General features: G+C 62.1%; 19 protein-coding genes (1 of these 19 cut by a window edge). 7 read left to right on the top strand and 12 right to left on the bottom strand.

The window, feature by feature from the left end:
• Positions 1–4: 4 nt before the first annotated feature.
• Positions 5–820, bottom strand: coding sequence for a universal stress protein (locus IZV00_RS17440; protein WP_196226879.1), 816 nt, complete (start codon positions 818–820; stop codon positions 5–7).
• Between the two features lie 118 nt (positions 821–938).
• Between IZV00_RS17440 and IZV00_RS17435 the strand changes: the two genes are divergently transcribed.
• A complete protein-coding gene (locus tag IZV00_RS17435) occupies positions 939–1,301 on the top strand; it encodes a hypothetical protein (protein WP_196226878.1) in 363 nt (120 codons plus the stop codon).
• Positions 1,302–1,305: 4 nt separating this feature from the next.
• Here IZV00_RS17435 and IZV00_RS17430 read toward each other — a convergent pair whose 3' ends face one another.
• A complete protein-coding gene (locus tag IZV00_RS17430) occupies positions 1,306–1,968 on the bottom strand; it encodes an OmpW/AlkL family protein (protein ID WP_196226877.1) in 663 nt (220 codons plus the stop codon).
• 134 nt (positions 1,969–2,102) lie between these two features.
• On the opposite strand from IZV00_RS17430, the gene hemN reads away from it, so the two are divergent.
• Positions 2,103–3,407: an oxygen-independent coproporphyrinogen III oxidase gene (gene hemN / locus IZV00_RS17425; protein ID WP_196227500.1), complete on the top strand. Its 1,305-nt coding sequence runs from the start codon at positions 2,103–2,105 to the stop codon at positions 3,405–3,407.
• A 272-nt stretch (positions 3,408–3,679) separates the two neighbouring features.
• Here hemN and IZV00_RS17420 read toward each other — a convergent pair whose 3' ends face one another.
• The 3 genes from IZV00_RS17420 to IZV00_RS17410 are packed head-to-tail and all read right to left on the bottom strand — an operon-like array spanning position 3,680 to position 5,307.
• Positions 3,680–4,459 carry a sulfite exporter TauE/SafE family protein gene (locus IZV00_RS17420; protein WP_196226876.1) on the bottom strand — a complete coding sequence of 260 codons (780 nt, stop codon included), beginning with the start codon at positions 4,457–4,459 and terminating at the stop codon, positions 3,680–3,682.
• 7 nt (positions 4,460–4,466) lie between these two features.
• The gene (locus IZV00_RS17415; RefSeq protein WP_196226875.1) at positions 4,467–4,988 is read right to left on the bottom strand and encodes a rhodanese-like domain-containing protein; all 522 of its coding nucleotides are present in this window, start codon (positions 4,986–4,988) and stop codon (positions 4,467–4,469) included.
• 4 nt (positions 4,989–4,992) lie between these two features.
• Complete coding sequence (locus tag IZV00_RS17410) at positions 4,993–5,307, bottom strand: ArsR/SmtB family transcription factor (RefSeq protein WP_196226874.1); 315 nt, start codon at positions 5,305–5,307, stop codon at positions 4,993–4,995.
• Between the two features lie 69 nt (positions 5,308–5,376).
• Here IZV00_RS17410 and IZV00_RS17405 point away from each other — a divergent pair, with 69 nt between their 5' ends.
• Both IZV00_RS17405 and IZV00_RS17400 read left to right on the top strand, forming a co-directional pair.
• Positions 5,377–6,249 carry an MBL fold metallo-hydrolase gene (locus tag IZV00_RS17405; RefSeq protein WP_230463403.1) on the top strand — a complete coding sequence of 291 codons (873 nt, stop codon included), beginning with the start codon at positions 5,377–5,379 and terminating at the stop codon, positions 6,247–6,249.
• Positions 6,250–6,303: 54 nt separating this feature from the next.
• Complete coding sequence (locus IZV00_RS17400) at positions 6,304–7,551, top strand: MgtC/SapB family protein (protein WP_196226872.1); 1,248 nt, start codon at positions 6,304–6,306, stop codon at positions 7,549–7,551.
• A 41-nt stretch (positions 7,552–7,592) separates the two neighbouring features.
• Here the strand turns inward: IZV00_RS17400 and IZV00_RS21255 are convergent, their stop codons facing one another.
• The gene (locus IZV00_RS21255) at positions 7,593–8,036 is read right to left on the bottom strand and encodes a universal stress protein (RefSeq protein WP_230463402.1); all 444 of its coding nucleotides are present in this window, start codon (positions 8,034–8,036) and stop codon (positions 7,593–7,595) included.
• A gap of 24 nt (positions 8,037–8,060) precedes the next feature.
• Between IZV00_RS21255 and IZV00_RS21250 the strand changes: the two genes are divergently transcribed.
• On the top strand, positions 8,061–8,486 hold the full coding sequence (locus IZV00_RS21250; protein ID WP_230463401.1) for a hypothetical protein: 426 nt from the start codon (positions 8,061–8,063) through the stop codon (positions 8,484–8,486).
• Between the two features lie 42 nt (positions 8,487–8,528).
• Here IZV00_RS21250 and IZV00_RS17390 read toward each other — a convergent pair whose 3' ends face one another.
• Together IZV00_RS17390 and IZV00_RS17385 are read right to left on the bottom strand one after the other, a co-directional pair.
• Positions 8,529–10,622: a hybrid sensor histidine kinase/response regulator gene (locus IZV00_RS17390; RefSeq protein ID WP_196226871.1), complete on the bottom strand. Its 2,094-nt coding sequence runs from the start codon at positions 10,620–10,622 to the stop codon at positions 8,529–8,531.
• Positions 10,615–12,117, bottom strand: coding sequence for an ATPase domain-containing protein (locus tag IZV00_RS17385; RefSeq protein WP_196226870.1), 1,503 nt, complete (start codon positions 12,115–12,117; stop codon positions 10,615–10,617). The genes IZV00_RS17390 and IZV00_RS17385 overlap by 8 nt, the downstream gene beginning before the upstream one ends.
• A 301-nt stretch (positions 12,118–12,418) precedes the next feature.
• Between IZV00_RS17385 and IZV00_RS17380 the strand changes: the two genes are divergently transcribed.
• Complete coding sequence (locus IZV00_RS17380; protein WP_196226869.1) at positions 12,419–12,808, top strand: nuclear transport factor 2 family protein; 390 nt, start codon at positions 12,419–12,421, stop codon at positions 12,806–12,808.
• A gap of 187 nt (positions 12,809–12,995) precedes the next feature.
• Here IZV00_RS17380 and htpG read toward each other — a convergent pair whose 3' ends face one another.
• Positions 12,996–14,876, bottom strand: a complete 1,881-nt coding sequence (htpG, locus tag IZV00_RS17375; RefSeq protein ID WP_196226868.1) for a molecular chaperone HtpG — start codon at positions 14,874–14,876, stop codon at positions 12,996–12,998.
• Positions 14,877–15,208: 332 nt separating this feature from the next.
• Between htpG and IZV00_RS17370 the strand changes: the two genes are divergently transcribed.
• Entirely contained in the window at positions 15,209–16,030 is an 822-nt protein-coding gene (locus IZV00_RS17370; protein ID WP_329604510.1) for a hypothetical protein, read from the top strand.
• A gap of 392 nt (positions 16,031–16,422) precedes the next feature.
• Here the strand turns inward: IZV00_RS17370 and IZV00_RS17365 are convergent, their stop codons facing one another.
• The 3 genes from IZV00_RS17365 to IZV00_RS17355 form a co-directional block, all read right to left on the bottom strand.
• Positions 16,423–17,628 carry a replication initiator protein A gene (locus IZV00_RS17365; protein ID WP_196226866.1) on the bottom strand — a complete coding sequence of 402 codons (1,206 nt, stop codon included), beginning with the start codon at positions 17,626–17,628 and terminating at the stop codon, positions 16,423–16,425.
• A gap of 211 nt (positions 17,629–17,839) precedes the next feature.
• A complete protein-coding gene (locus IZV00_RS17360) occupies positions 17,840–18,928 on the bottom strand; it encodes a ParB/RepB/Spo0J family partition protein (RefSeq protein ID WP_196226865.1) in 1,089 nt (362 codons plus the stop codon).
• A 224-nt stretch (positions 18,929–19,152) separates the two neighbouring features.
• Positions 19,153–19,598, bottom strand: partial view of an AAA family ATPase gene (locus IZV00_RS17355; protein WP_196226864.1) — the 3' portion only. 751 nt of this gene lie beyond the right edge of the window; only the last 446 of its 1,197 coding nucleotides appear in the window; its start codon lies off the right edge, out of view; the stop codon is at positions 19,153–19,155.

Raw genomic sequence — 19,598 nt, 5'->3', positions numbered from 1 at the left:
GTCTTCAGTGCGCCAGCAAGACAGGCACGCGTCCTTCGCGCAGCATCTTTCGGGTCACGCCGCCGAACACGAACTGGCGCAACCGGCTGTGACCATAGGCGCCCATCACCATCCAGTCGGGCTTCAATGCTTCGACGGCGGCCATCAGGGCATCTTCCACAGCGCGGCCGTCCCGTGGCCAGCTATGGACTTCCGCTTTGATTCCATGGCGGGCAAGATATTCGGGGGCATCAGTCGCGGGGAAGGCATTTTTGCCTACTTCCTCCACAGTCACGATGTGCACATCCTGCGCGAGCTTCAGCAGCGGCACCGCGCCCCGCAGCGCCGCCGATGCTTCCTGCGATCCATCCCAGGCGACCAGCGCGCGGCCTGCTACCATCAGCGATTTCGCCGATTGCGGGACCGCCATCACCGGCACCGGCCCTGACAGGGCCAGTTCGGCGGCGATCGGCGGTGGATCGGTGAGCACCCTGCGCGGCCCTTCAGGCAGGGTCACGACAATGACATCGGTCAATGTCGAGGCGGCCAATAGGCCATGAAGGATATCGCCATCGAATTGCCGCCAATCCCAACTTACACCTTCCGCGCGAAGCCTTTCTTCGGTGCGGGTCTTGATTCGCTCGTCGATTTCACGCAGCTCGTTGATGATGGAAGGCGCCAGCGCCGCGCCGCCATACATGTCCGCGGCCACCATGTCGGGCATTTGCGTCACCTGAGCACAACGAATGTGCGCCCCCGTCGCACGCGCGATGTCGCACGCTGCCTGCAGGCGGCTTTCCGCGCCTCGATCGTCATGGATATGAAGCAGTATCGATTTCATCTCACATCTCCTGCCGAGGAACCGTGACTTATCCTTGCTGGCTAGGATCTGACGGGCTCCGCCGCCATCCGGGATAGTCCTTATAGTCTTTGTCCCCGGAAAACCCGATCTGGGTGGTATGACATGGACAACGATACGCCTCGAACTCGCACGCACACCTGCCTTTCCGAACGGATCGGCAGCTCGCAGCTATGTCATGCGCCTGCCGCTGGACCAGGACGGGCTGATCGACGAACAGGAATATCGGCACAAACCAGAACTCGCCACCGTCCGGCGCTTCTGGCCGAATGAACCCGACCGCCATGGCTGGCTGCTACGGACTTCCAGCGGCTGGGCGCTATCCTATGAGCCGGGTGAGGAAGATGACGAGCAACTCTTCCGCCTGGACGCGCATGCAATTCAGCCCGGCAGCTATCTGACGCTGACGGAGCCGGATGGCGAGCGCCTGCCCTTCGTGGTGAAGGCGCTCGCCGCGGCATAGGGTTTCAGAACTTTACGCCCACACCCGCGCCAAAGACCAGCGGATCGAGATGCACGCGAACCTTCTGCACGCCCGCCGCCGTGGTCGAGAGCCGGGCCGTGGTATCGATATCGATATATTTGACATCCAGGTTCAGGAAGACGCGGTCCGTCAAATCGACATCAACTCCGGCCTGCGCCGCCCATCCGAAGCTGTCCGACATGTGCACCCTGGTCGCGCCCACCGCGCCTTCCAGTGCGTTCGACGCCCTTTCATTGTAGAACAGCGTGTAGTTGACGCCCGCCCCCACATAGGGCCGGATCTTGGCTTCCGGCAGGAAATGATATTGCGCCGTCAGCGTGGGCGGCAGCACCCAGGTGGAGGCAAGACGGCCGATCGCCCCGGTCGTTCCAGTGCGTCCGCTAGCGCTGTGCTTGGTCGTGGCGGCGATCAGCTCAAAGCCCACATGGTCGGTCGCCATATAGGTCACGTCGATCTCCGGCATCACGCTGTTATCGACTTTCACCTTTTCGCCCGGAAAGGCAGGCAGCACGCTCCCGCTTCGTTCATTGGGCGCAACCATGATGGCCCGCAGCCGCACCAGCACGTCGCCCTGCGCGGCCTGCGCAGGTGCGGACATGGCGGCGCAACCAGCCGCCGCTCCGAGTAAGATAGCCTTGATGTGCATTTCCAAAGTCTCCGTCCCTATTGTCGGTGACTTGGCTTTGCCCCGTCGCCGCACGCCCGGCATTGATCCGGCGCAAGCGGCAATTTGACCTGGCGCAATGCTGCGTGCGCTGTCCCATGCGATCCGGTTCAGCCATGTGGACCTACTATCCTGACCTGCTCGCCCAGCCGGTGCCGCGCTACACCAGCTATCCCACCGCCGCGCAGTTCACCGCCGATGTGGGCGCGGATGATCTTGCAGCCAGGCTGGACGGGGTGGAAACGGACGCCCCCCTCTCCCTCTATGTCCATATCCCCTATTGCCACGACATATGCTGGTATTGCGGCTGCAATACAGGAGCGGCCAATCGCGCCCAGCGGTTGACGGCTTATGTGGAGGCGCTGGAGCGAGAGATAGCTTCCATCGCGGGGCGCTTGCGCGGACGCGGACGCGTCGCGCGGATCGCCTTCGGCGGCGGTAGTCCCAATTCGCTGCCGCTCGTCGATTTCGTCCGCTTGCTTCAGCAATTGCTGATCTGTTTTGATGCACGTCACGCCGAAATCTCGGTCGAACTCGACCCCCGCCGCCTCGACGCCATCTGGATTTCCACCATGGCGGCCATGGGCGTCAGCCGCGTCAACCTGGGCGTGCAGACCTTTACTCCGCATGTTCAGGCCGCGATTGGCCGCATTCAGCCGCTCGACATGGTGGAGCGAGCCGTCGATCAACTCCGCGCAGCCGGGATCGCGATCGGTTTCGACCTCATGTACGGCCTACCCGGCCAAAGCCTCGACGATCTTGCGGCGACTTTGGAAGCAAGCATCGGGATGCAACCCGCCCGTATCGCCCTGTTCGGCTATGCCCATATGCCGCAGCTACTGCCTCGCCAGCGCCGCATAGACGGCAGCAATCTGCCCGATCTCGCCATGCGCTTCGACATGGCCGCACAAGGCTACGGGATGCTCACTGCCGCTGGTTATGCGGCGATTGGCTTCGACCATTTCGCCCTTCCGCAAGACGGCCTGGCAATAGCAGCGCGTGACGGACGGCTGCGCCGCAACTTCCAGGGCTTTACCGATGATCCTGCTGATATCCTCCTGGGTCTGGGCGCCAGTGCAATCAGCCAATTCCCGGACCTCATCGTCCAGAATGAGAAACAGGCCGGACCTTGGCGCGAACGCGTGGAGCGCGGCGAGCTTTCCGCCACCCGGGGCACGCTGCGCACCGGCGATGACCGGCGTCGTGGCCGGATCATCGAGGCGATCCTCTGTAGGGGCGAAGCGCATGTCGGCACTTTGCCCCAGCCGGACCTGTCGCGCTTCGAACGACTTGGGTTATTGCGATTGAGCGAAGGCCGAGTGCAACTGACCCCCGGTGCCCTCCCCTACGCCCGCAGCATAGCCGCCGCATTCGACAGCTATCTGCAACCAGCGGAAAAGCGGTTCAGCCATGCGGTTTAGTGCGCTGGCTCTGGCAAGCCTCGCCTTTGTCAACCTCTCGGCGGGACAGGTGCCCCACTTTTCGACGCGTTCGCCCTATTTCTGCGGCTCAGCCCCTCTCGGTTGGATACCTCCAGGCCGACACAAGCCCGCGCTGCCTTCGGACGAGAAAATGGGCTGCCACTTGCTGATGTGCGGACGCAAGCGCGATCACGCCAGAGCAGATGGGTCTTGCGCCCCTTAAAGCATGATCCGAACCAGCAGAACCGACGTCCGACCGCGATGAAAGGAACTCAAACGCCCCGCAGCGCGACATATGCGCCTACGGCGATCACCGTGACGGCGAACAGTCGCTCCAGCAGCCCTTTGCGCGCCGCCATCTTTCGGCCCAAAGCGATACCTATAGCCGCCCCGCCGACACCGCCTGCGATCAATACTCCCACGAGTGACCAATCGACAAAACCCGACAGCGCATAGGAAGCCGCAGTGGTGAGGCCCAGCGACGTAACGACGACGAGCGACGTTCCCACTGCATTTTTGAGTGGCATGGCGGTCGCCATCATCAGCCCTGGCACGATCAGGAAGCCGCCGCCGATCCCGAAAAAGCCAGCGGCCAATCCCACTCCAAGGCCGATCGGAAAGAGGCGCGGCAACAATCGACCAGCGGTTGCTCGCGACAGTCGTACATCGGGCGCCTCAGTGGTGCGCTTCGTCCGTAGCATGGAAAGGCCCACGCCGATCATCAGCAAGCCAAACAGCATGAGCAATCGCTGGCCGTCCACCGCCTTCCCGATTTCCGCGCCGATCGCCGCGCCAGTGACGCCAGCTCCCGCGAAAACGAGGGCGCATGGCCATTTCACCGTACCGGCGCGGGCATGGCCGATCAGGCTGAAAGCCGCATTGGCCGCGACGGCGACCGCTGCCGTCCCGATGGCGGCATGAGCAGACCCCACGCCCACCACATAGACCAGCAGCGGCACGGCAAGGATTGAGCCGCCGCCCCCGACAAGACCCAACACCGTCCCGATCAGGCCGCCCGAAGCCAGAGCCGCAACGATCATGGCCGGAGACATGATCGGCCTACGCGCCGAGAGCGCGGCGATTCCATGGCATCGCCTGCAACAGCTTCGCCATGCCGCACCAGCCGGTCGCCCCTGCCATCATCAACCCCGCGCCAACAAAGGCCGACAGTCCGAAGAAAGCGGGAGCGACGAGGAAGCCAAGCAGGACGCCCAGCAGCACGAGGCCACCTGCCACCAGTTGCACCTGCCGCATGATCTCCAACGGCTGTGCCCGGTCGAGGCGCGTCGGCAGTCCCGCTGCGCGCCAGCCGTCCAGACCGCCCTGAAGTATATGGCAGGGCGTGAAGCCCGCCGCCGCCTGCAAGGCTGCCTCATTGGCTTGCGTTCGCATACCTGACTTGCAGTGAAAGATGATTGGCCCGGCCACCTGTGGCAGTTCCGCCAGACGATCGAGTGGGACATGGATCGCCCCCGGAATATGCTCGCGGGCATGTTCGTCCGGTCCACGGATATCGACGAGCGTGGCGCCCTTGGCCACGGCTTTGTCCGCGTCGTGAGGGGTAATGGTTGTGATCGGCATCGGATCATTCCTTGCAGAAGATGGTGTAGAGACTGGCGAGCAACTGTTCCGTCCGCGCATCGGCGATGCGATACCAGAGCGTCTGGCTCTCCCGTCGAAAGGCAACCAGCCCCTCGTCCCGCATCCTGGCGAGATGCTGCGACAGGGCGGATTGCGACAAACCGACCTCTTGCGCGAGGTCGCCCACGGTCATTTCGCCATGTTCGACCAGCTTGCACAGCACCATCAGGCGCCGGGCGTTGCCCATCGCTTTCAGCAGGTTCGAGACTTCGCCCGCCTTCTTCTCGAAGGTGGCGAGGTTCATCAACGGACGGATCATTATGTACTCCATTAGATATTGCTAATTTAGATATATGTAATATATTGTCAAGGAGCAATGGAGGACGACATGGACACAAAGCCCCTGATCGAAGCCTTTTTCGACGAGGCGACCTATACGGTGAGCTATCTGGTCGCTGACCCCGAAACCCGGGAGGCGGTAGTCATCGACCCGGTGATGGATTTCGACATTGCCAGCGGAGAGGTGGATACGCGCTCAGCCGAGCGGATGCTGGCCTTTGCTGAAAAGCAGGGTTGGCGGATCACTATGGTGCTGGAGACGCACGCCCATGCTGATCATCTGTCCGCAGCACCCTTTATCAAGGGCAGGACCGGTGCGCCGATCGGCATTGGCGAGCATATTTGCGACGTACAGAAAATCTTCCGTCCCGTCTTCGGACTCAACGACATGCGGATCGATGGTTCGGATTTCGACCGGTTGTTTCGAGATGGCGAGCAGTTTTCAGTGGGCATGCTGCGCTTCACGGTCATGCATGTCCCCGGACACACGCCTGCGGACATCGCTTATCTGGTCGGCGATGCGGCCTTTGTCGGCGACACATTGTTCATGCCTGACTATGGCACGGCGCGGGCGGATTTCCCCGGTGGCGACGCGCGCATTCTTTACCGTTCCATCCGGCGGCTGCTGAGCCTGCCCGATGAAGCCCGCCTGTTTCTGTGTCACGACTATAAGGCGCCCGGCCGCGATGACTATCGTTGGGAAACGACAGTAGGTGAAGAACGGCGCGCAAGCGTCCATATCCATGACGGAGTGGATGAAGACAGTTTCGTCGCCATGCGCGAAGCCCGTGATGCGACGCTGCCCGTGCCTCGGCTGCTATTGCCTTCGATTCAGGTCAATATCCGCGCAGGTCGTTTCCCCGAAGCCGAAAGCAACGGCGTTCGCTATCTCAAAATTCCGGTGAAGATGAAGACGGTTTGATTGCGACTTATACCTATCGCGATCTGCTCCGATGCGCTTAGGCTAGTCAAACCCATGTTCAATATCGCTCACCCCTATCTTTCCCTGATCGCATCGATCGCAGTGGGCCTGCTTGTAGGGATGGAGCGCGGCTGGACGCAGCGGAACTTCGGCAAGGGTCGCAGGGTCGCGGGCTTTCGCACCTTCGGGCTGATCGGATTGCTTGGGGGACTCGGCGGCCTTGCCCCTGACATGGTTGCGGCCGCCCTGGGCCTGGGTGTCTCCGCCGTGCTGACCGTTGGCTACAGTCGAAGCGCCGATCAGGATCATCTGTCCGCAACCACAACATTGGCGGGCCTGCTGACATTCGGCGCGGGTTTCTGCGCCACGCGCCTCTCCCCTGCTCTAGGCCTGGCCACAGGTGCGGCGATCTTTGCGATCTTGAGCTCACGGCAATCGATGCACGCTCTGCTTCGGGGAATGGATGAGAGCGAGATTGAGGGTGTGTCCCGCTTCCTGCTGGTGTCTCTCGTCATCCTGCCACTACTGCCAGATGCCTCCTATGGCCCTTACGACGCCTGGAACCCCAGGAAGATCTGGATGGTGGTCGTCTTCGTGATGGGACTGTCCTTCGCCGGTTATGCCATCTCCAGACGCTTCGGCCGCGATCGCGGCGTGTTGCTGGTCGCGCTTACCGGGGCCATTGTGTCATCCACCGCCGTCACGGCCGATTATGCCCGGCGGCTCCGCGACGAACCCGATGGTCGAGGATTATTGACGGCAGGCATTGCGGTCGCATCAATCGTGATGTTCGTCAGAGTACAGCTGGTGGCGCTCGTCCTCGTTCCCCGCGCGCTGCCCTCTCTGGCTCTGACCATGGCTCCGGCAGCGCTTGTAGCCGTCGCCTTCGCCCTGACCGCATGGCGTGCCCAAGGCAAGGGCGGCAACGGAGCCGCCGTCGCCAATCCCCTGGGCTTTACCCCTGCGCTCCTGCTGGCTGCCCTTGTCGCGGGATTGTCGCTCGCCGCGCGTTGGGCATTGGAACATTTTGGGCAGGAGGGCATGGCGGTCGTCCTGACTCTCACCGGAATATCGGACGTCGATGCCGCCGTGATGACGATGGCGGGGCTCCCTACACATGCGATCGACAATCAAACCGCTGGCTTCGTCCTCGGCGGCGCAGTTCTGGCGAACACTCTGGCCAAAGGCGTGATGACGGTGGTCATCGGCTGGGGCCACGGCGGCATGAGAGCCGCGATCCCGCTGTTCGCCGCTCTTGCAGCGGCGGCGGCGAGCCTTGCCGTCTGGATTGCGATCGGCTGACCCATGCCACGCGCAACATGGGACGGAGCGCTGGCACCAACTCAGTGGCCGAGTATCAAAGGCCTTTTGCTGCGGGTAAGCAGACGCCGTGTCACGCCGCCGAATGTTTCCATGATCCTTCCGCGGCCGTAGGCGCCCATGATAATATAATCCGCCCTCCATTGTTCGGCCTCTTCCTCGATTATCGCGTCCTCAGGATGAAGGCGATCGTTGAGAACCCGAATGCTCGCGTGCACATTGTGGCGCGAGAGATATCGGGCAGCGTCACTGGGTTCAGCCTGAATCGAGCCGTCCTTTATGGTCAGCACTTCGACTTCGTCCGCCAGCGCGAGCAAAGGCGTGCAGGCTCGCATCGTTGCGATACATGAAGGATGGCCATCCCAGGCCAGCAATGCCCGTTTGATGCTGAAACCTTTGACCTCTTGTGGCACGGCTAGCACCGGAACCCGGGCGTGCATCAGCACCTGACCGACGATCGTCCGCATGTCTGGAAGGGGATAACTGTCCAATTGCCGGTTGAGGACGACGATGTCCGCAAGCGCGGCCTCCTTCAGGAGGCAGCTTGCTATCTCTCCTGTGATGTCGACCCAGTCCCAACTCACATCCTCTTTGGCGAGGCGAGCGCTGATCTTTGTCTTGTTCCGGGCTTCGCTCTGGCGCTCATCAAGCAGGACAGCCGTTTCGCCAAAACCTGCATAAAGATCGCCAGCAATGACCGGAAATGGCGTGACATCGATGCATTGAAGATGGCCGCCGAGGGCACGGGTCAGATCCAGTGCTGCTTGAAGTCTAGCTTCCTGACCCTCATCATCATGTACCAGGAGAAGAATATTCTTCATCATAGCCTCCACGACAAAGGCATCAGGTTAAGGCGCGTCATCTATAGCAGGTATGAGGAAACATACTTAGAAGCGGTGGCAAGGGTCGCCCATTAGTCGCAGGCGAACCGTTCCACGGAGTAACGGGCTAGCTTCCCATCAGCTTTCCAGCATTTCACGGATGCGGGCGGAGAGCATTTCGATCTGAAATGGCTTGGTGATCATCTGCATGTTGTTGGACAGGAAGCCACCCCGCACGGCGGCTCCTTCCGCATAGCCCGTGACGAACAGGATAGGCAGGTCGGGCAAATGCGCGCGCGCGATTTCCGCCAATTGCCGCCCGTTCATTCCCGGCAAGCCGACATCGGATATCATGAGGTCGAAGCGCTGCCCGGACTCCAATATGCGCATCGCTTGCTGTCCATCGGCGGCCTCGGTCGCCTTGTAGCCCAGCTCCTCAAGCACATCGCGTACGAGGAGCCGCACGGAGTCATCATCCTCGACCAGTAGCACCGACTGGCCGTCGCCATGGTGAATGGCGGCATGTTCCACGGATTCGGCTTCAGTTTGTTGATCCGCGACCGGCAGGAATATCCTGACCACAGTCCCTTCGCCCACCGTCGAGTTGATGCGCACCAGACCGTTCGACTGCTTGGCAAAGCCATAGACCATCGACAGGCCCAGGCCCGTGCCCTGTCCGATCGGCTTGGTAGTGAAGAAGGGATCGAACACCTTGTCCAGCGTATCACTATCGATGCCCACCCCGGTGTCGGACACCCCGACCATGATATAGCGGCCCGGAGTGATGCCCGGATTGCGCGCGCAGCACTCCTCATCCAGCTCCACCTCTTCGCACGACAGCGTCAGGCGACCGCCATCAGGCATCGCGTCGCGGGCATTGATCGCAAGGTTGATGATCGCGCTTTCCAGCTGGTTGGCGTCCACCAGCGCCGTCGGCAACGGGGAGGAGGAAAGGATTTCCACCTCGATCGATTCATTCATGGTGCGACGAAGCAGGTCCTCCAGCGAATGAATGAGCTTGCAGACGTCGGTGGGGCGGCTGTCGAGCGACTGCCGACGAGAAAAGGCGAGCAATCGGGATGTCAGCGCCGCCGCGCGCTGTGCCGATGTGCTGGCGGCATCCATGAAACGATCAAGATCGTCCAGTCGGCCACTGGAAATCCGGCGCTTCAGAATGTCGATCGCCCCAATGATGCCCGTCAGCATATTGTTGAAGTCATGCGCGATCCCGCCGGTCAATTGGCCGACCGCCTCCATCTTCTGTGCCTGACGCAAGGCTTCCTCGGCGCGCGCACGTTCTTCCGCCTCAGCCTCCAGTCGCAGCAGCGCTTCCCGCAATTCACGGGTGCGGGCATCGACCTCCTGCTCCAGCCGCTGGGCGGCCTCTGCAAGCGCCTGCTGGCCCCGTTTCTGCTCGTCTATGTCGACGATCACCGAAATCGAACCTGTGACCCGCGAGCTGCCCGGGTCGAGCAATGGCACGCCGCTTACCCGAGTCCAGACCGGCGGACCTTCTGCCGGGTGATGCAGAAACTCGATGCCTCGCACCAGCTCGCCCTTCAGAGCGCGCATCGTCACGAAGCGATCGCGCGTAATACGGCTTCCATCCTCTTCATATCCTTCCCAACGGTCCTCCCCGTCAGGCAACCGGGCGGGGATGTCTCCGCTGGGCAGGAAACGGCGGAATGCGGGGTTGGAAAGCAGCGTGCTGCCGTCGGTGTTGATGAACGCGACGCCGACCGGAAGATTTTCGAGCAACGTGTTGAGCCGGGTACGTTCTGCATCGATGGCCGCAAACTGGTCGCGGATCTGCAATTGCTTCTGCCGGGCTCTTATGCCCGATGCGACGGCGCTTATCAGCGATTCCCCGCTGACGGGGCGTTCCAGCAGGATGACGCTAAGCGCGTTATCGGGCAATCGGCGCCTGATGGCCTCACTGGAAGCAAAACGGCCCGCCTGCCGTCCGGCGAGCAGTATGAAGGGAACGTCCGACCAGGCAGGCTGCGCATCCAGCGCGCGGTGTAATGGACCAAGGTCGGTGAACAACGCTTCTTCCGTGACCAGTGCGACGCCCGTCTGCTCGTCGATAGCTTCTGCCACCTCGGTCAGGGTGGGGCAGATTTGGACCCGATGCCCCTCCCCCTGCAACAGCCTCGTCACGCTGTCCGCGTCGCTGCCATAGGGTGCGCTGACGATGACCCGGAGGGTTGAGGATGCGGCCGCCTTATGCACGGCCGTCGCGGTCCTCCATCAGGGGTGAAGACGCTCCCAGATATTCCGGCGTCCCGGTCAGCACGCCCCTGAAATCAGAGAGCGGTTCACCGACCCGAACGCCATGGGCGTCGATCCTGAATTCGCGGATGGAATCCTCATGCGCGCCGCTGCGGTGCTTGACGACCGACAGCGCCTTGCGGATGCGCCCGTCCGCCTCGAAAAAGCGCATAAGGATGACGATGTCCGCTATGTAGGACACATTCAGTTCGTCGGTTCGCATCGACCCGAAGAAACCCTGCTGTGGATTGACAAGCAAGGTCACGACGCCCCGGTGGCTGAGGTAGGATAGAAGTTCGTGCAATTGCAGGATCAGCTGCTGTTCCTGGGGCATGGCCGCCAGATAGCCGTTGAGGCTGTCGATCAGGATGATGCGGCAATTACGCTCCTCCACCTCCTGTCGGACCATGGCGGCGAATTCGCCGGGCGCGACCTCTGCCGGATCGATCTGGCGGATGACAAGGCGGCCGTCATCCATCAAAGCCTGTAGATCGGTTCCGAACAATCGCGCTCGGGTAATGAGCGTGCCGATGCGCTCGTCAAATTCATAGATCACCGCGTGTTCGCCACGTTCGCAGGCGGCGATGACATATTGCAGGGCCAGCGTCGTCTTGCCCGCGCCCGCAGGCCCCGTGATGAGCGTGCTGGTACCGCGTTGGGGACCGCCGTCCAGGATGGCGTCCAGCTCCGGAATCTTGCTGGGCACCGGTTCGCCGACGAACGGCGCATGATGGTCGGACGCGATGAGGCGGGGGAATATGTCGATGCCGCCCTTGCGAATGATCATGTCGTGATAACCGGCGACGAAATCGACGCCGCGCATCTTCTGAATTTGCATTCGCCGCCGCGCCGCGCCGAAATCGAGCGTCAGCCGTTCCAGCGTTATCACTCCATGGCAGAGACTATGCAGGTGATTGTCGCGGATACCCGCGCCGCCGGTCAGGTCGTCGACCAGCAGAACCGTGGTGTCGATCTGCGCGAAAAACTGTTTGAGGAACAGCAGCTGGCGCCGGTAACGGAGCGGGTCCTGCGCCAGAAGCCGCAATTCGGACAGGCTGTCGAACACGATGCGACGGGGTTTCAGCCGTTGCACCTCCTCCCGGATGAGTTCGATGGTGCCGCCCAGTTCCATTTCCCAACTGTGCAGGATCGATTGGTCCCGTCCTATGCCCAGCACGGAATCGGCGGAGGCAAGTTCGAAGAGATTGACGTTGTTGAGGTCCCAGCCGTGCGAGGCAGCAACGACCGATAACTCCTCGCTGGTTTCCGACAACGTTACATAAAGGACCGGCTCGCCCGCCGCCACGCCTTCGAGCAGGAATTGCAGCGCGAGCGTCGTCTTTCCCGATCCGGGAGCGCCTTCGACGAGATACAGCCTCTGGGCAGGCAGGCCTCCACCCAACACCAGATCGAGCCCGGAATTGCCCGTCGAAACGCGATCAAAAATATCTGTCATTCAACCATGCCTCCGTCAGCACGGCCGTCGGCATAACGATCAAGTCACAAAATCCATCGCCTGCCGAAGCAGGATCAGACGCACCGCACCGCAAAATCATCAAGTTATAACGCGGCAATATCCTGGCGGTTGCATCTTCATTGCAATGGCTTAACGACCGGGCGCATCGTGGGGCGCAGAGATTGCGTCGGTGCCATCGGGATGGGTGGCGGCCGGATTTACTCTGACGCTCCTTTCTTGCAGCGGCGACGGCGCTGGATCATAGGCGGCTGACACAAGCGGTGCTGATCGGAATAGTTGAGTGACCCAATCCTGCGATCTTGCGATCCGAATGCGGCGCGCGGCATTCAACCGGGCGTTGGCGGAGATGGACCTGAGCGCGATAGGCCCGCTGTTGTCACCCGCCGCGATTTTGGTGACCGGCAGTGACAGCGGGGTGATCAGCGGCCGGAAGGCGCAGCTAATGGCATGGAAGCGCGAGTTCGCGTCGCCCGAGCGCACCATCTATGTCCGGATGCCCACCAGCATCACCGCCTCCCCTGTCGAACCGATCGCGATGGAACAGGGTGAATGGAAAGGCTTGGCGGCGGACACGCAGGAACCGACCGCATCCGGCATCTATAGCGCGAAATGGCGCAAGCTGCGGGACGAGTGGCTGATAGAGGCGGAAATCTTCGTGACGCTCGGCTGATTGTTGCCGGCGCGGGATTATGCCGCGACAGCAGATCGCGACCAAAGCAGAGTGTGTTGAATCTTAATGCACAATCCGTTCGAGCTGAGCCTGTCAAAGCGCTTCACTTCTTTGGAAGAAAGAAGAGCCCTTCGACAGGCTCAGGGCGAACGGTTTCAGGGTGTAAGGCCGATTTGATCCACGGCGCTTAGCCCAGAGCCTTCGCCATGAGTCGCCCGAGCCGATCGGCAAAGGCACGCGGATCGGTGGGCAATTCGCCATCGGCAATCCGCGCCTCATCCAGCAGCAGCCAGGCGGCATCCTCGCGCAGGCTGTTGTCGTCCTGAAGGCCGCTCAGCCGGACGATCAGGCTGTGGCGCGGGTTGAGTTCCAGCACAGGCGCCGAAGCCCCGCCGCCGCGACCGGCAGCCGCCAGCAGCTTTTCCAGCTGGCGATCCATGCCATGTTCGGCCGCGACGAGGCAGACCGGGCTTTCGGTCAGCCGTTCGGACACGCGAACGTCGGAAACCTGATCCTTGAGCAGATCCTTGGCGAAATCGATGAAGCTGCTGACTTCTTCCGAGGCAGCGGGCGCGGCCGTCTCGCCTTCGGGCAGGGGCACGAGGCTGAGGTCGGCAAGGCCCTGCGTCACCGACTTGAAGGGTTTTCCGTCATAGTCCACGCCAGCCGTGACCCAGAAGCTGTCCACCTGATCGGTCAGCAGCAGCACCTCGATACCGCGCGCGCGAAAGCCTTCCAGCTGCGGCGAGGACGCAAGGCGGTCGAGGTCGGAGCCGGTGGCGTAGTAGATCGCCGTCTGGTTCTCCTTCATGCCCTCCGCATAATCTTTGAGCGAGCGCCAGCTGTCGCTCGAAGCAGTGGATTTGAAGCGGGCTAGGCCAAGGAGTTGCTCGCGGCGGGCGAAGTCCTCGTACAGCCCTTCCTTCAGCACTGCGCCGAAATTGTCCCAGAATTTGATGTATGCCTCGCCGTCGTTGGCGGATAGCTTTTCAAGTTCGGTGAGGATGCGGTTGCTGACGCCCTTCTGGATCGCCGCGAGAACCGGGCTCTGCTGGATCATTTCGCGCGACACGTTGAGCGGCAGGTCGCTGGAGTCCACCAGACCGCGCACGAAGCGCAGGTAGCGCGGCAATATCTCCGCCTCGTCGGTGATGAAGACGCGGCGGACATAGAGCTTCATGCGGCCGGTGCGGTCGGGATCGAACAGGTCGAACGGCTTCATTTCAGGGATGAAGGCCAGCACCGAATATTCGTGCAGCCCCTCCGCCCGGTAATGCAGCGTCAGTGCGGGCTGGTCGAACTGGCCCGCCACGCTGCGGTAGAAGTCGGTATATTCCTCCGCGCTGATCTCGCTCTTGGGCTTGGTCCAGAGCGCCGCGCCATCCGCGATCTGCTCGAGTTCCGCGTCGGGCTTTTCCTTGAGGAAGATCGGCACCGGCACATGGCCGGACTGGTCCTTGATGATCTGCTGGACGCGATAGCGTTCCGTGTAGGACGCAGCATCTTCCTTCAAATGCAGCAGGACGCGCGTGCCATGTTCGGGCGCTTCGGCCGTTTCGGCGGGCTGGACCGTATAGGTGCCAAGGCCATCGGACGACCAGCGCGCCGCCTGATCGGAGCCCGCGCGGCGGGACAACACATCGACGCGATCGGCGACCATGAAGGCGGAATAGAAGCCGACGCCGAACTGGCCGATCAGCTGCGTTCCTTCCGCGTCCTTGGCGCTGGCGACGCGTTCCATGAACGCCTTTGTTCCGGAACGGGCGATGGTGCCGAGCGCCTCGACAAGCTCGGCCTCGCTCATGCCGATGCCATTATCCTCGATCGACAGCTGGCGGGCGTCGGGATCGAGCGTCACCGTCACTTGCGGGCTGGCGCCAGCGGCGAGCGCTGGATCGCTGAGGCTTTCATAGCGCAGCTTTTCGCAGGCGTCGGCGGCGTTGGAGATGAGTTCGCGCAGGAACACATCCTTGTCCGAATACACCGAGTGCACCATCAGGTGCAGCAATTTGGCTACGTCAGCTTCGAAGGAACGGGTTTCAGGAGCAGCGTCGGTCGGGTTCGTCATGGCGTTTCTTTCATGCCCTCCAATGAATTTGGCCGCCGGACAGATGGCGTGGGGAGCGGCGGGTTTCAAGCTGGATTGGGGTTCAATTCATGAAGGAGAAGGTGAATTGATCGCGTTTTGAACGGGGAAAAGCATGTGTAACCAACATATGTGTTTGGTTACATCATACATGCTGATATAGCCCGGAAATGCGGGATTTTTCTTCCTCGCCGGAGCAGGCATTTCTCTTGTTGGGGAGGCTTGATGGGCGCCTTGCCAACAGCCCGGCGACTGACATCTGGCTAGCCCGATCGCGCCTTAAAGGGGCCGCGGCGCTGGCCAGTGTCGCGTCCGTGCCCATTTCCGTCGGAGATTTGCAGGACTGGATTTGCGGACGGACGCCCCCGCCCCGGCATAGCGAGGGGCTGAACGACCCCTTGTCGATCGCGGCGCTGGTTCATTTCGTGCTTTCGGCGAGCGAGGGCGAGCGCGATCCGATCGCGCGGGCGACGCTGAACATATCACGCCAGCTGCTGGATGACAGGAAAGAGGCGGAAATCTGGGCATCAGACGATCTGGTGCGCTTTGGCCCGGCCTGGCGGGCGGTTCAGGCGGTTGTGGAGGCCCCCTACCCTTCAACGGGTGTGGAAGAGGTAGCGGAGCGGCTCATCGCGGCGCGGGAAGGCCTGGTGGCGCCCATGAGCGAGGGGCAATTGCTGACGACGGCGGATGGACGGCGGTTGCACATCGATCCCCGACGGCCGGACCTGGGATGGGTGGTGGCGGCGCACATCCCGGCGGCGCTCGAAGCATCCGGGCTGACATTGCGGCGACTTCCGTCTTTCGTTGATCTGCCCCGATTTCCCGGCGTGGATGTAAGGACGCTGGCGGGACAGTTGGTTGAAATGATCGGGCGGCAGGCAGCGCAAGGGTTGGCGGAACTTAACCGGCTTGAAGCGCGGCTCAATAAGCTTCCCGAAGAGCTGTCGGTGACGAAGCGGAGCAAGGCACCGCTGCTGATGCGGTTGGAACTGGCCTATCCGGGTTTGAGCAAGGTGGCGATCGCGCGCCTGCTCAGCATCTCCCATCAAGGAGCGACCAAATTGGTGTCGCAGCTCGCTTCTTCTCTCCCTTTCAAAAAACTAGAAGAATCTCTTTCTGGTTATAGGGTTTAGTAGAAAGTTAGAGAGTTAAGCCTGCGCGGGATGCGGCAAAAGTGGCGGGGACAGGCGAGTCGGGCGAACCGGGCTGTTCCCGAAAGGTCGGGCTTTCGTTCCTGGAGTGTCGAGGAAGGTGTTCCTGATGTGTCGGCGGATCGTTCCTGAAGGAGCGTTGGCCGTTCCTGGAGTGTCGATGGTGCCCGGATGAGGTGGGGATTTCAGCAGGGATTGAATCAGTTGCATTGGTCGGCCTCTTAATGTCGTTCAAAAGCTGTGGATGAAATGAAGTCGGCAGTAGCTTCGGGAAATCAGGCGCCGAACGCACTGCGGAGCAACCGACACTTCGGGAACGCTTATACGCTAACGAGCAAGGCCTGACTGAAGAGGGGGCCTTTTGCGCCGAAACGTCAAAGGCGGTGGCGGTTCTTTTCATGGAAACGGCGCACGAAGCCGATGAAGGCTTTCTGGTAGTTGACCGGCGTGCGCGTCGGGTCAGCGTCTAGCCAGTTGCGGAAATCCTGATGGAGGGATTGATAGTCCCAACCCGGACATTCCGTGCGCAGGGTGGCGAGGGTTGCGTCGGTGAGTTCGCCAGCGGTGGCGCGGGAGGAAAGGCTGGTGACCGTACGGCGGATGACATCCCCGGCGTCGAGCAAGGGTTGCGGATCGGCCGCTGGACTTTGGCGGGTAGAAGGTTTCGCGCCGTTCAGAGCCGCGACCTTGGGTGGGATGCCGACTTTCGCTGGCGGGACGTCGTTTGAGGCGCGCGGGGCTTCGGCCGATCGGCGGCTCATGCGTAGCGATGGCTCGCGCTTACCCTGGGGCTGTTCGAGCAATAATGTGTAGCCGGGCAACGGATCGCGCTCGGCGATTTTGGCGATCTCGAACTTGAAGCGGCGATAGGCGCCTTCTGCCCCTGACTTTTCGAACAGGGTTGGCATGGAGATGGAGAAGCCCCCCTCCCCTGCCCCGCCAGCATGTTTGCGCGCGACCTTGTACAGCCAGCGCTCGCGCCCGCCCGTCAGGTCGAAATAGGCGCGATCGATGGACAGGACGCCGCCCTGCATCAACACGCCTTCATAGAACCAGTTGCTAAGTTCAATCGTCATGCCGCGCGATCGTTCGGTGCGTTCATCGACAAGCTGGGTCCAGCCATCGAGCCAGCTGAAGGTCGCCTCGCGGCGGTTTTCGGCGCGAATGTTGGTCTTGATCGTGGTGGAGACGAGGCGGTCCAGCGACTGGCCGAGCAATTCATAGGCGCGGCCGGTGGTCGGGCGATGAATGGCACGCAGCAAGTCATAAGGCATGAGATGTAGCTTGCGCGGCACGTCATTGATCCCGCGCCGGGCCATGTCGGCGAGGACCGATGCGCAATAGATAAGGATGTCGGCATCCCAGATGGTCGCCATGCCGTAATCGGGATTGGCGGACACATGGACCCAGGCTTTGCCATCGGGGGAGGTGTAATCGATCGGCTTGACGCGCTTCGACTTGGCGAGGCTGAAGAAGGGGCGCTCCATCATCTCGCGTTGGTCGCGCAGCGGCATGTCCGCGATATAGGGAAGGAACAGCTCGAACTGATCGGTAAGCTCGGCCTTGCCAGTGCGCGTCATGGGCGGCTCCTTGGCAAGGGCAGGGTGGCGAGGGTGTTTCCCCGGGGAAACGGGGATGGTATCGGGGCGAAACAACGAAGGCTCCGGGAGGAGAGGGGAGGGTGGCCCGATCTGGTGTGGCCTTGTTTCCCCGGGGAAACAGCGCGCGAGCCAAGGCCGGGCAAGATGCCCTTTCCCTGTGTCGCGATGCTATTATGCCCCCCCGAGCCTGTCACTGCTGTAGACCCATTCCCTGCCGTTCAAGATGTTCGAGCGTGTCGCGGAGCGCGGTTGCCAGCGTTGCCATGTCCGCGCCCGAGCCTGCGTGAAAGCGGATAGTGATGCCCTGGCGGTTGACCGACTGCACGGTGAGGGCAGGGCGGCCATAGCGCGTGGTCCAGGTGAAGGGCTCTTCCTTCGGTTCCGATACGGCTACGCGCGGCGCGTCAAGAAGGCGCTTCAAAACTTCAGCAGCGGGGAGGGGCGGTGCGCCCGCATAACGGCGTTCCCGTTGTGTCGTGGTGAGCCGATTGGCTTCAGCGCGGATGGCCGGAGCCGCGGCGGGATCATCGAGCGCCTGCGCCAGCGGATAAGCGGGCTTGAGCTGGACATCGCCGGGCGAGGGGAAGGCGTCGATAATGTCGTCCGGTATCCCTGCGACCTTGATCATCTTGCTGAGCCAGCCCTTGGAGAGCTTCAGCCGTTCGGCCATGCGGGTGAGGTGGCTGCCATAATGGGCGCCCAATGCCTCGGCATAGTTGCGCGCCCGTTCGAGATCGGTGACGTCCTTGCGCGCGCGGTTTTCCAGATCGGCGAGGCGGAAGGCCGCTTCGTCGTCCAGCTGGGCGACTTGCGCCACGAACATCATGTCGGGATAGCTGTGCGCCCGCAGCCAGCTGATCGAGAAGTGACGGCGCGTGCCCGCGATCACTTCATAGTCGTGATCGGGATCGCCTTCGACGCGGCGGACGACGGCGGGAACCTTCTGGCCCCCTTCCGCGATGATGGAGTCGATCAGTTCGCGGCAATTATCCTCAGTCAGATGGGAATAGAGCCGGGCGTTGCCGCGCCAGATACGAACCTTTGCCGGATCGAGCAGCAATTGCGTGACCTGCCGCACCTCGCCTGATGCGAGCCGGGCAAGCGCGGTTTCGCGGCCGAGCAGCGTTGCGCCGCGCGCCCGTTCGGGGCGAGCCGGGGCAGGGGAGGGGGCTGGTTCGGCCTCGGTAACAGGCGGGCTGTCGGCCGCTGGAACGGGGGCGGGGCTCTCCGCCTCGTCTGACAAAAGGGCTGCCAGATAGTCCGATTGCTTACGCGCCATGGGCTTGTCCTCCGATTCGCGGGGAACATAGGGTGAACATATTGCTGTAGGACAGCTTTGATTTTTGGTCGCGCAGAGGCGCAGAGGCGCAGAGAGGGTGTGTGAGCGGCGCAGCCCCTATATCAATGCAACCGACAGCGCCAAGCGGAAGCCTCGCACGGGGAAATTTGCCTGCGGCGCGGCGCGACATCTCTGCGCCTCTGCGCCTCTGCGCGAACCAATGGTCAAGCCGCATTGACGATGTCCTCCTCACGCGCGGGAGCGACGCGGCCCCAGCTTTGGCGGACGAGCGCCTCGATCTGGCCCATGGCTTCGTCGAGATTGGCGCGGCAGCGCTTGTGGGTGCGCGGCGTGCCGATCGGCTTTTCCAGCTCATACACCGTCATCATGCGCAATGCCGCATGACTGATTTCCGCGCTGTCGAGGATGGGCACGGGGAGGAGGGCAGGGCCGAAGCTCTGCTCCATGATCGCGCGGACCATCGAATGGCTGGGATCATTGCTGTCGAATTTCGAACAGAGCAGGCGGACGAACTGATAATCGACCTCTATACCAGCGGTCTGCAGCTGGTTGATCACCTGATCCATCATCGAGAGGAACTGGACGGTCGAGCAGAAATCGGGTGTCGTCGCGGCGAGCGGGACCAGCAGCGCATTGGCCGCCTGCATCA

This window comes from Sphingobium sp. Cam5-1 (genome assembly GCF_015693305.1).
Lineage (GTDB): Bacteria > Pseudomonadota > Alphaproteobacteria > Sphingomonadales > Sphingomonadaceae > Sphingobium.
Note: the sequence above shows the minus strand (reverse complement) of the source record. Positions and strands in the feature narration are given on the sequence as shown.

Excerpts from the sequence above, each read along its gene's own strand:
- IZV00_RS17420 (WP_196226876.1), bottom strand. The coding sequence starts at position 4,459 with ATGTCTCCGGCCATGATCGTTGCGGCTCTGGCTTCGGGCGGCCTGATC.
- IZV00_RS17400 (WP_196226872.1), top strand. The coding sequence starts at position 6,304 with ATGTTCAATATCGCTCACCCCTATCTTTCCCTGATCGCATCGATCGCA.
- IZV00_RS21255 (WP_230463402.1), bottom strand. The coding sequence starts at position 8,036 with ATGCGGACGATCGTCGGTCAGGTGCTGATGCACGCCCGGGTTCCGGTG.
- IZV00_RS17360 (WP_196226865.1), bottom strand. The coding sequence starts at position 18,928 with ATGGCGCGTAAGCAATCGGACTATCTGGCAGCCCTTTTGTCAGACGAG.
- IZV00_RS17430 (WP_196226877.1), bottom strand. The coding sequence starts at position 1,968 with ATGCACATCAAGGCTATCTTACTCGGAGCGGCGGCTGGTTGCGCCGCC.
- htpG (WP_196226868.1), bottom strand. The coding sequence starts at position 14,876 with ATGACGAACCCGACCGACGCTGCTCCTGAAACCCGTTCCTTCGAAGCT.
- IZV00_RS17365 (WP_196226866.1), bottom strand. The coding sequence starts at position 17,628 with ATGACGCGCACTGGCAAGGCCGAGCTTACCGATCAGTTCGAGCTGTTC.
- IZV00_RS17415 (WP_196226875.1), bottom strand. The coding sequence starts at position 4,988 with ATGCCGATCACAACCATTACCCCTCACGACGCGGACAAAGCCGTGGCC.
- IZV00_RS17405 (WP_230463403.1), top strand. The coding sequence starts at position 5,377 with ATGGACACAAAGCCCCTGATCGAAGCCTTTTTCGACGAGGCGACCTAT.
- IZV00_RS17385 (WP_196226870.1), bottom strand. The coding sequence starts at position 12,117 with ATGACAGATATTTTTGATCGCGTTTCGACGGGCAATTCCGGGCTCGAT.
- IZV00_RS17410 (WP_196226874.1), bottom strand. The coding sequence starts at position 5,307 with ATGATCCGTCCGTTGATGAACCTCGCCACCTTCGAGAAGAAGGCGGGC.
- IZV00_RS17440 (WP_196226879.1), bottom strand. The coding sequence starts at position 820 with ATGAAATCGATACTGCTTCATATCCATGACGATCGAGGCGCGGAAAGC.
- hemN (WP_196227500.1), top strand. The coding sequence starts at position 2,103 with ATGTGGACCTACTATCCTGACCTGCTCGCCCAGCCGGTGCCGCGCTAC.
- IZV00_RS17435 (WP_196226878.1), top strand. The coding sequence starts at position 939 with ATGACATGGACAACGATACGCCTCGAACTCGCACGCACACCTGCCTTT.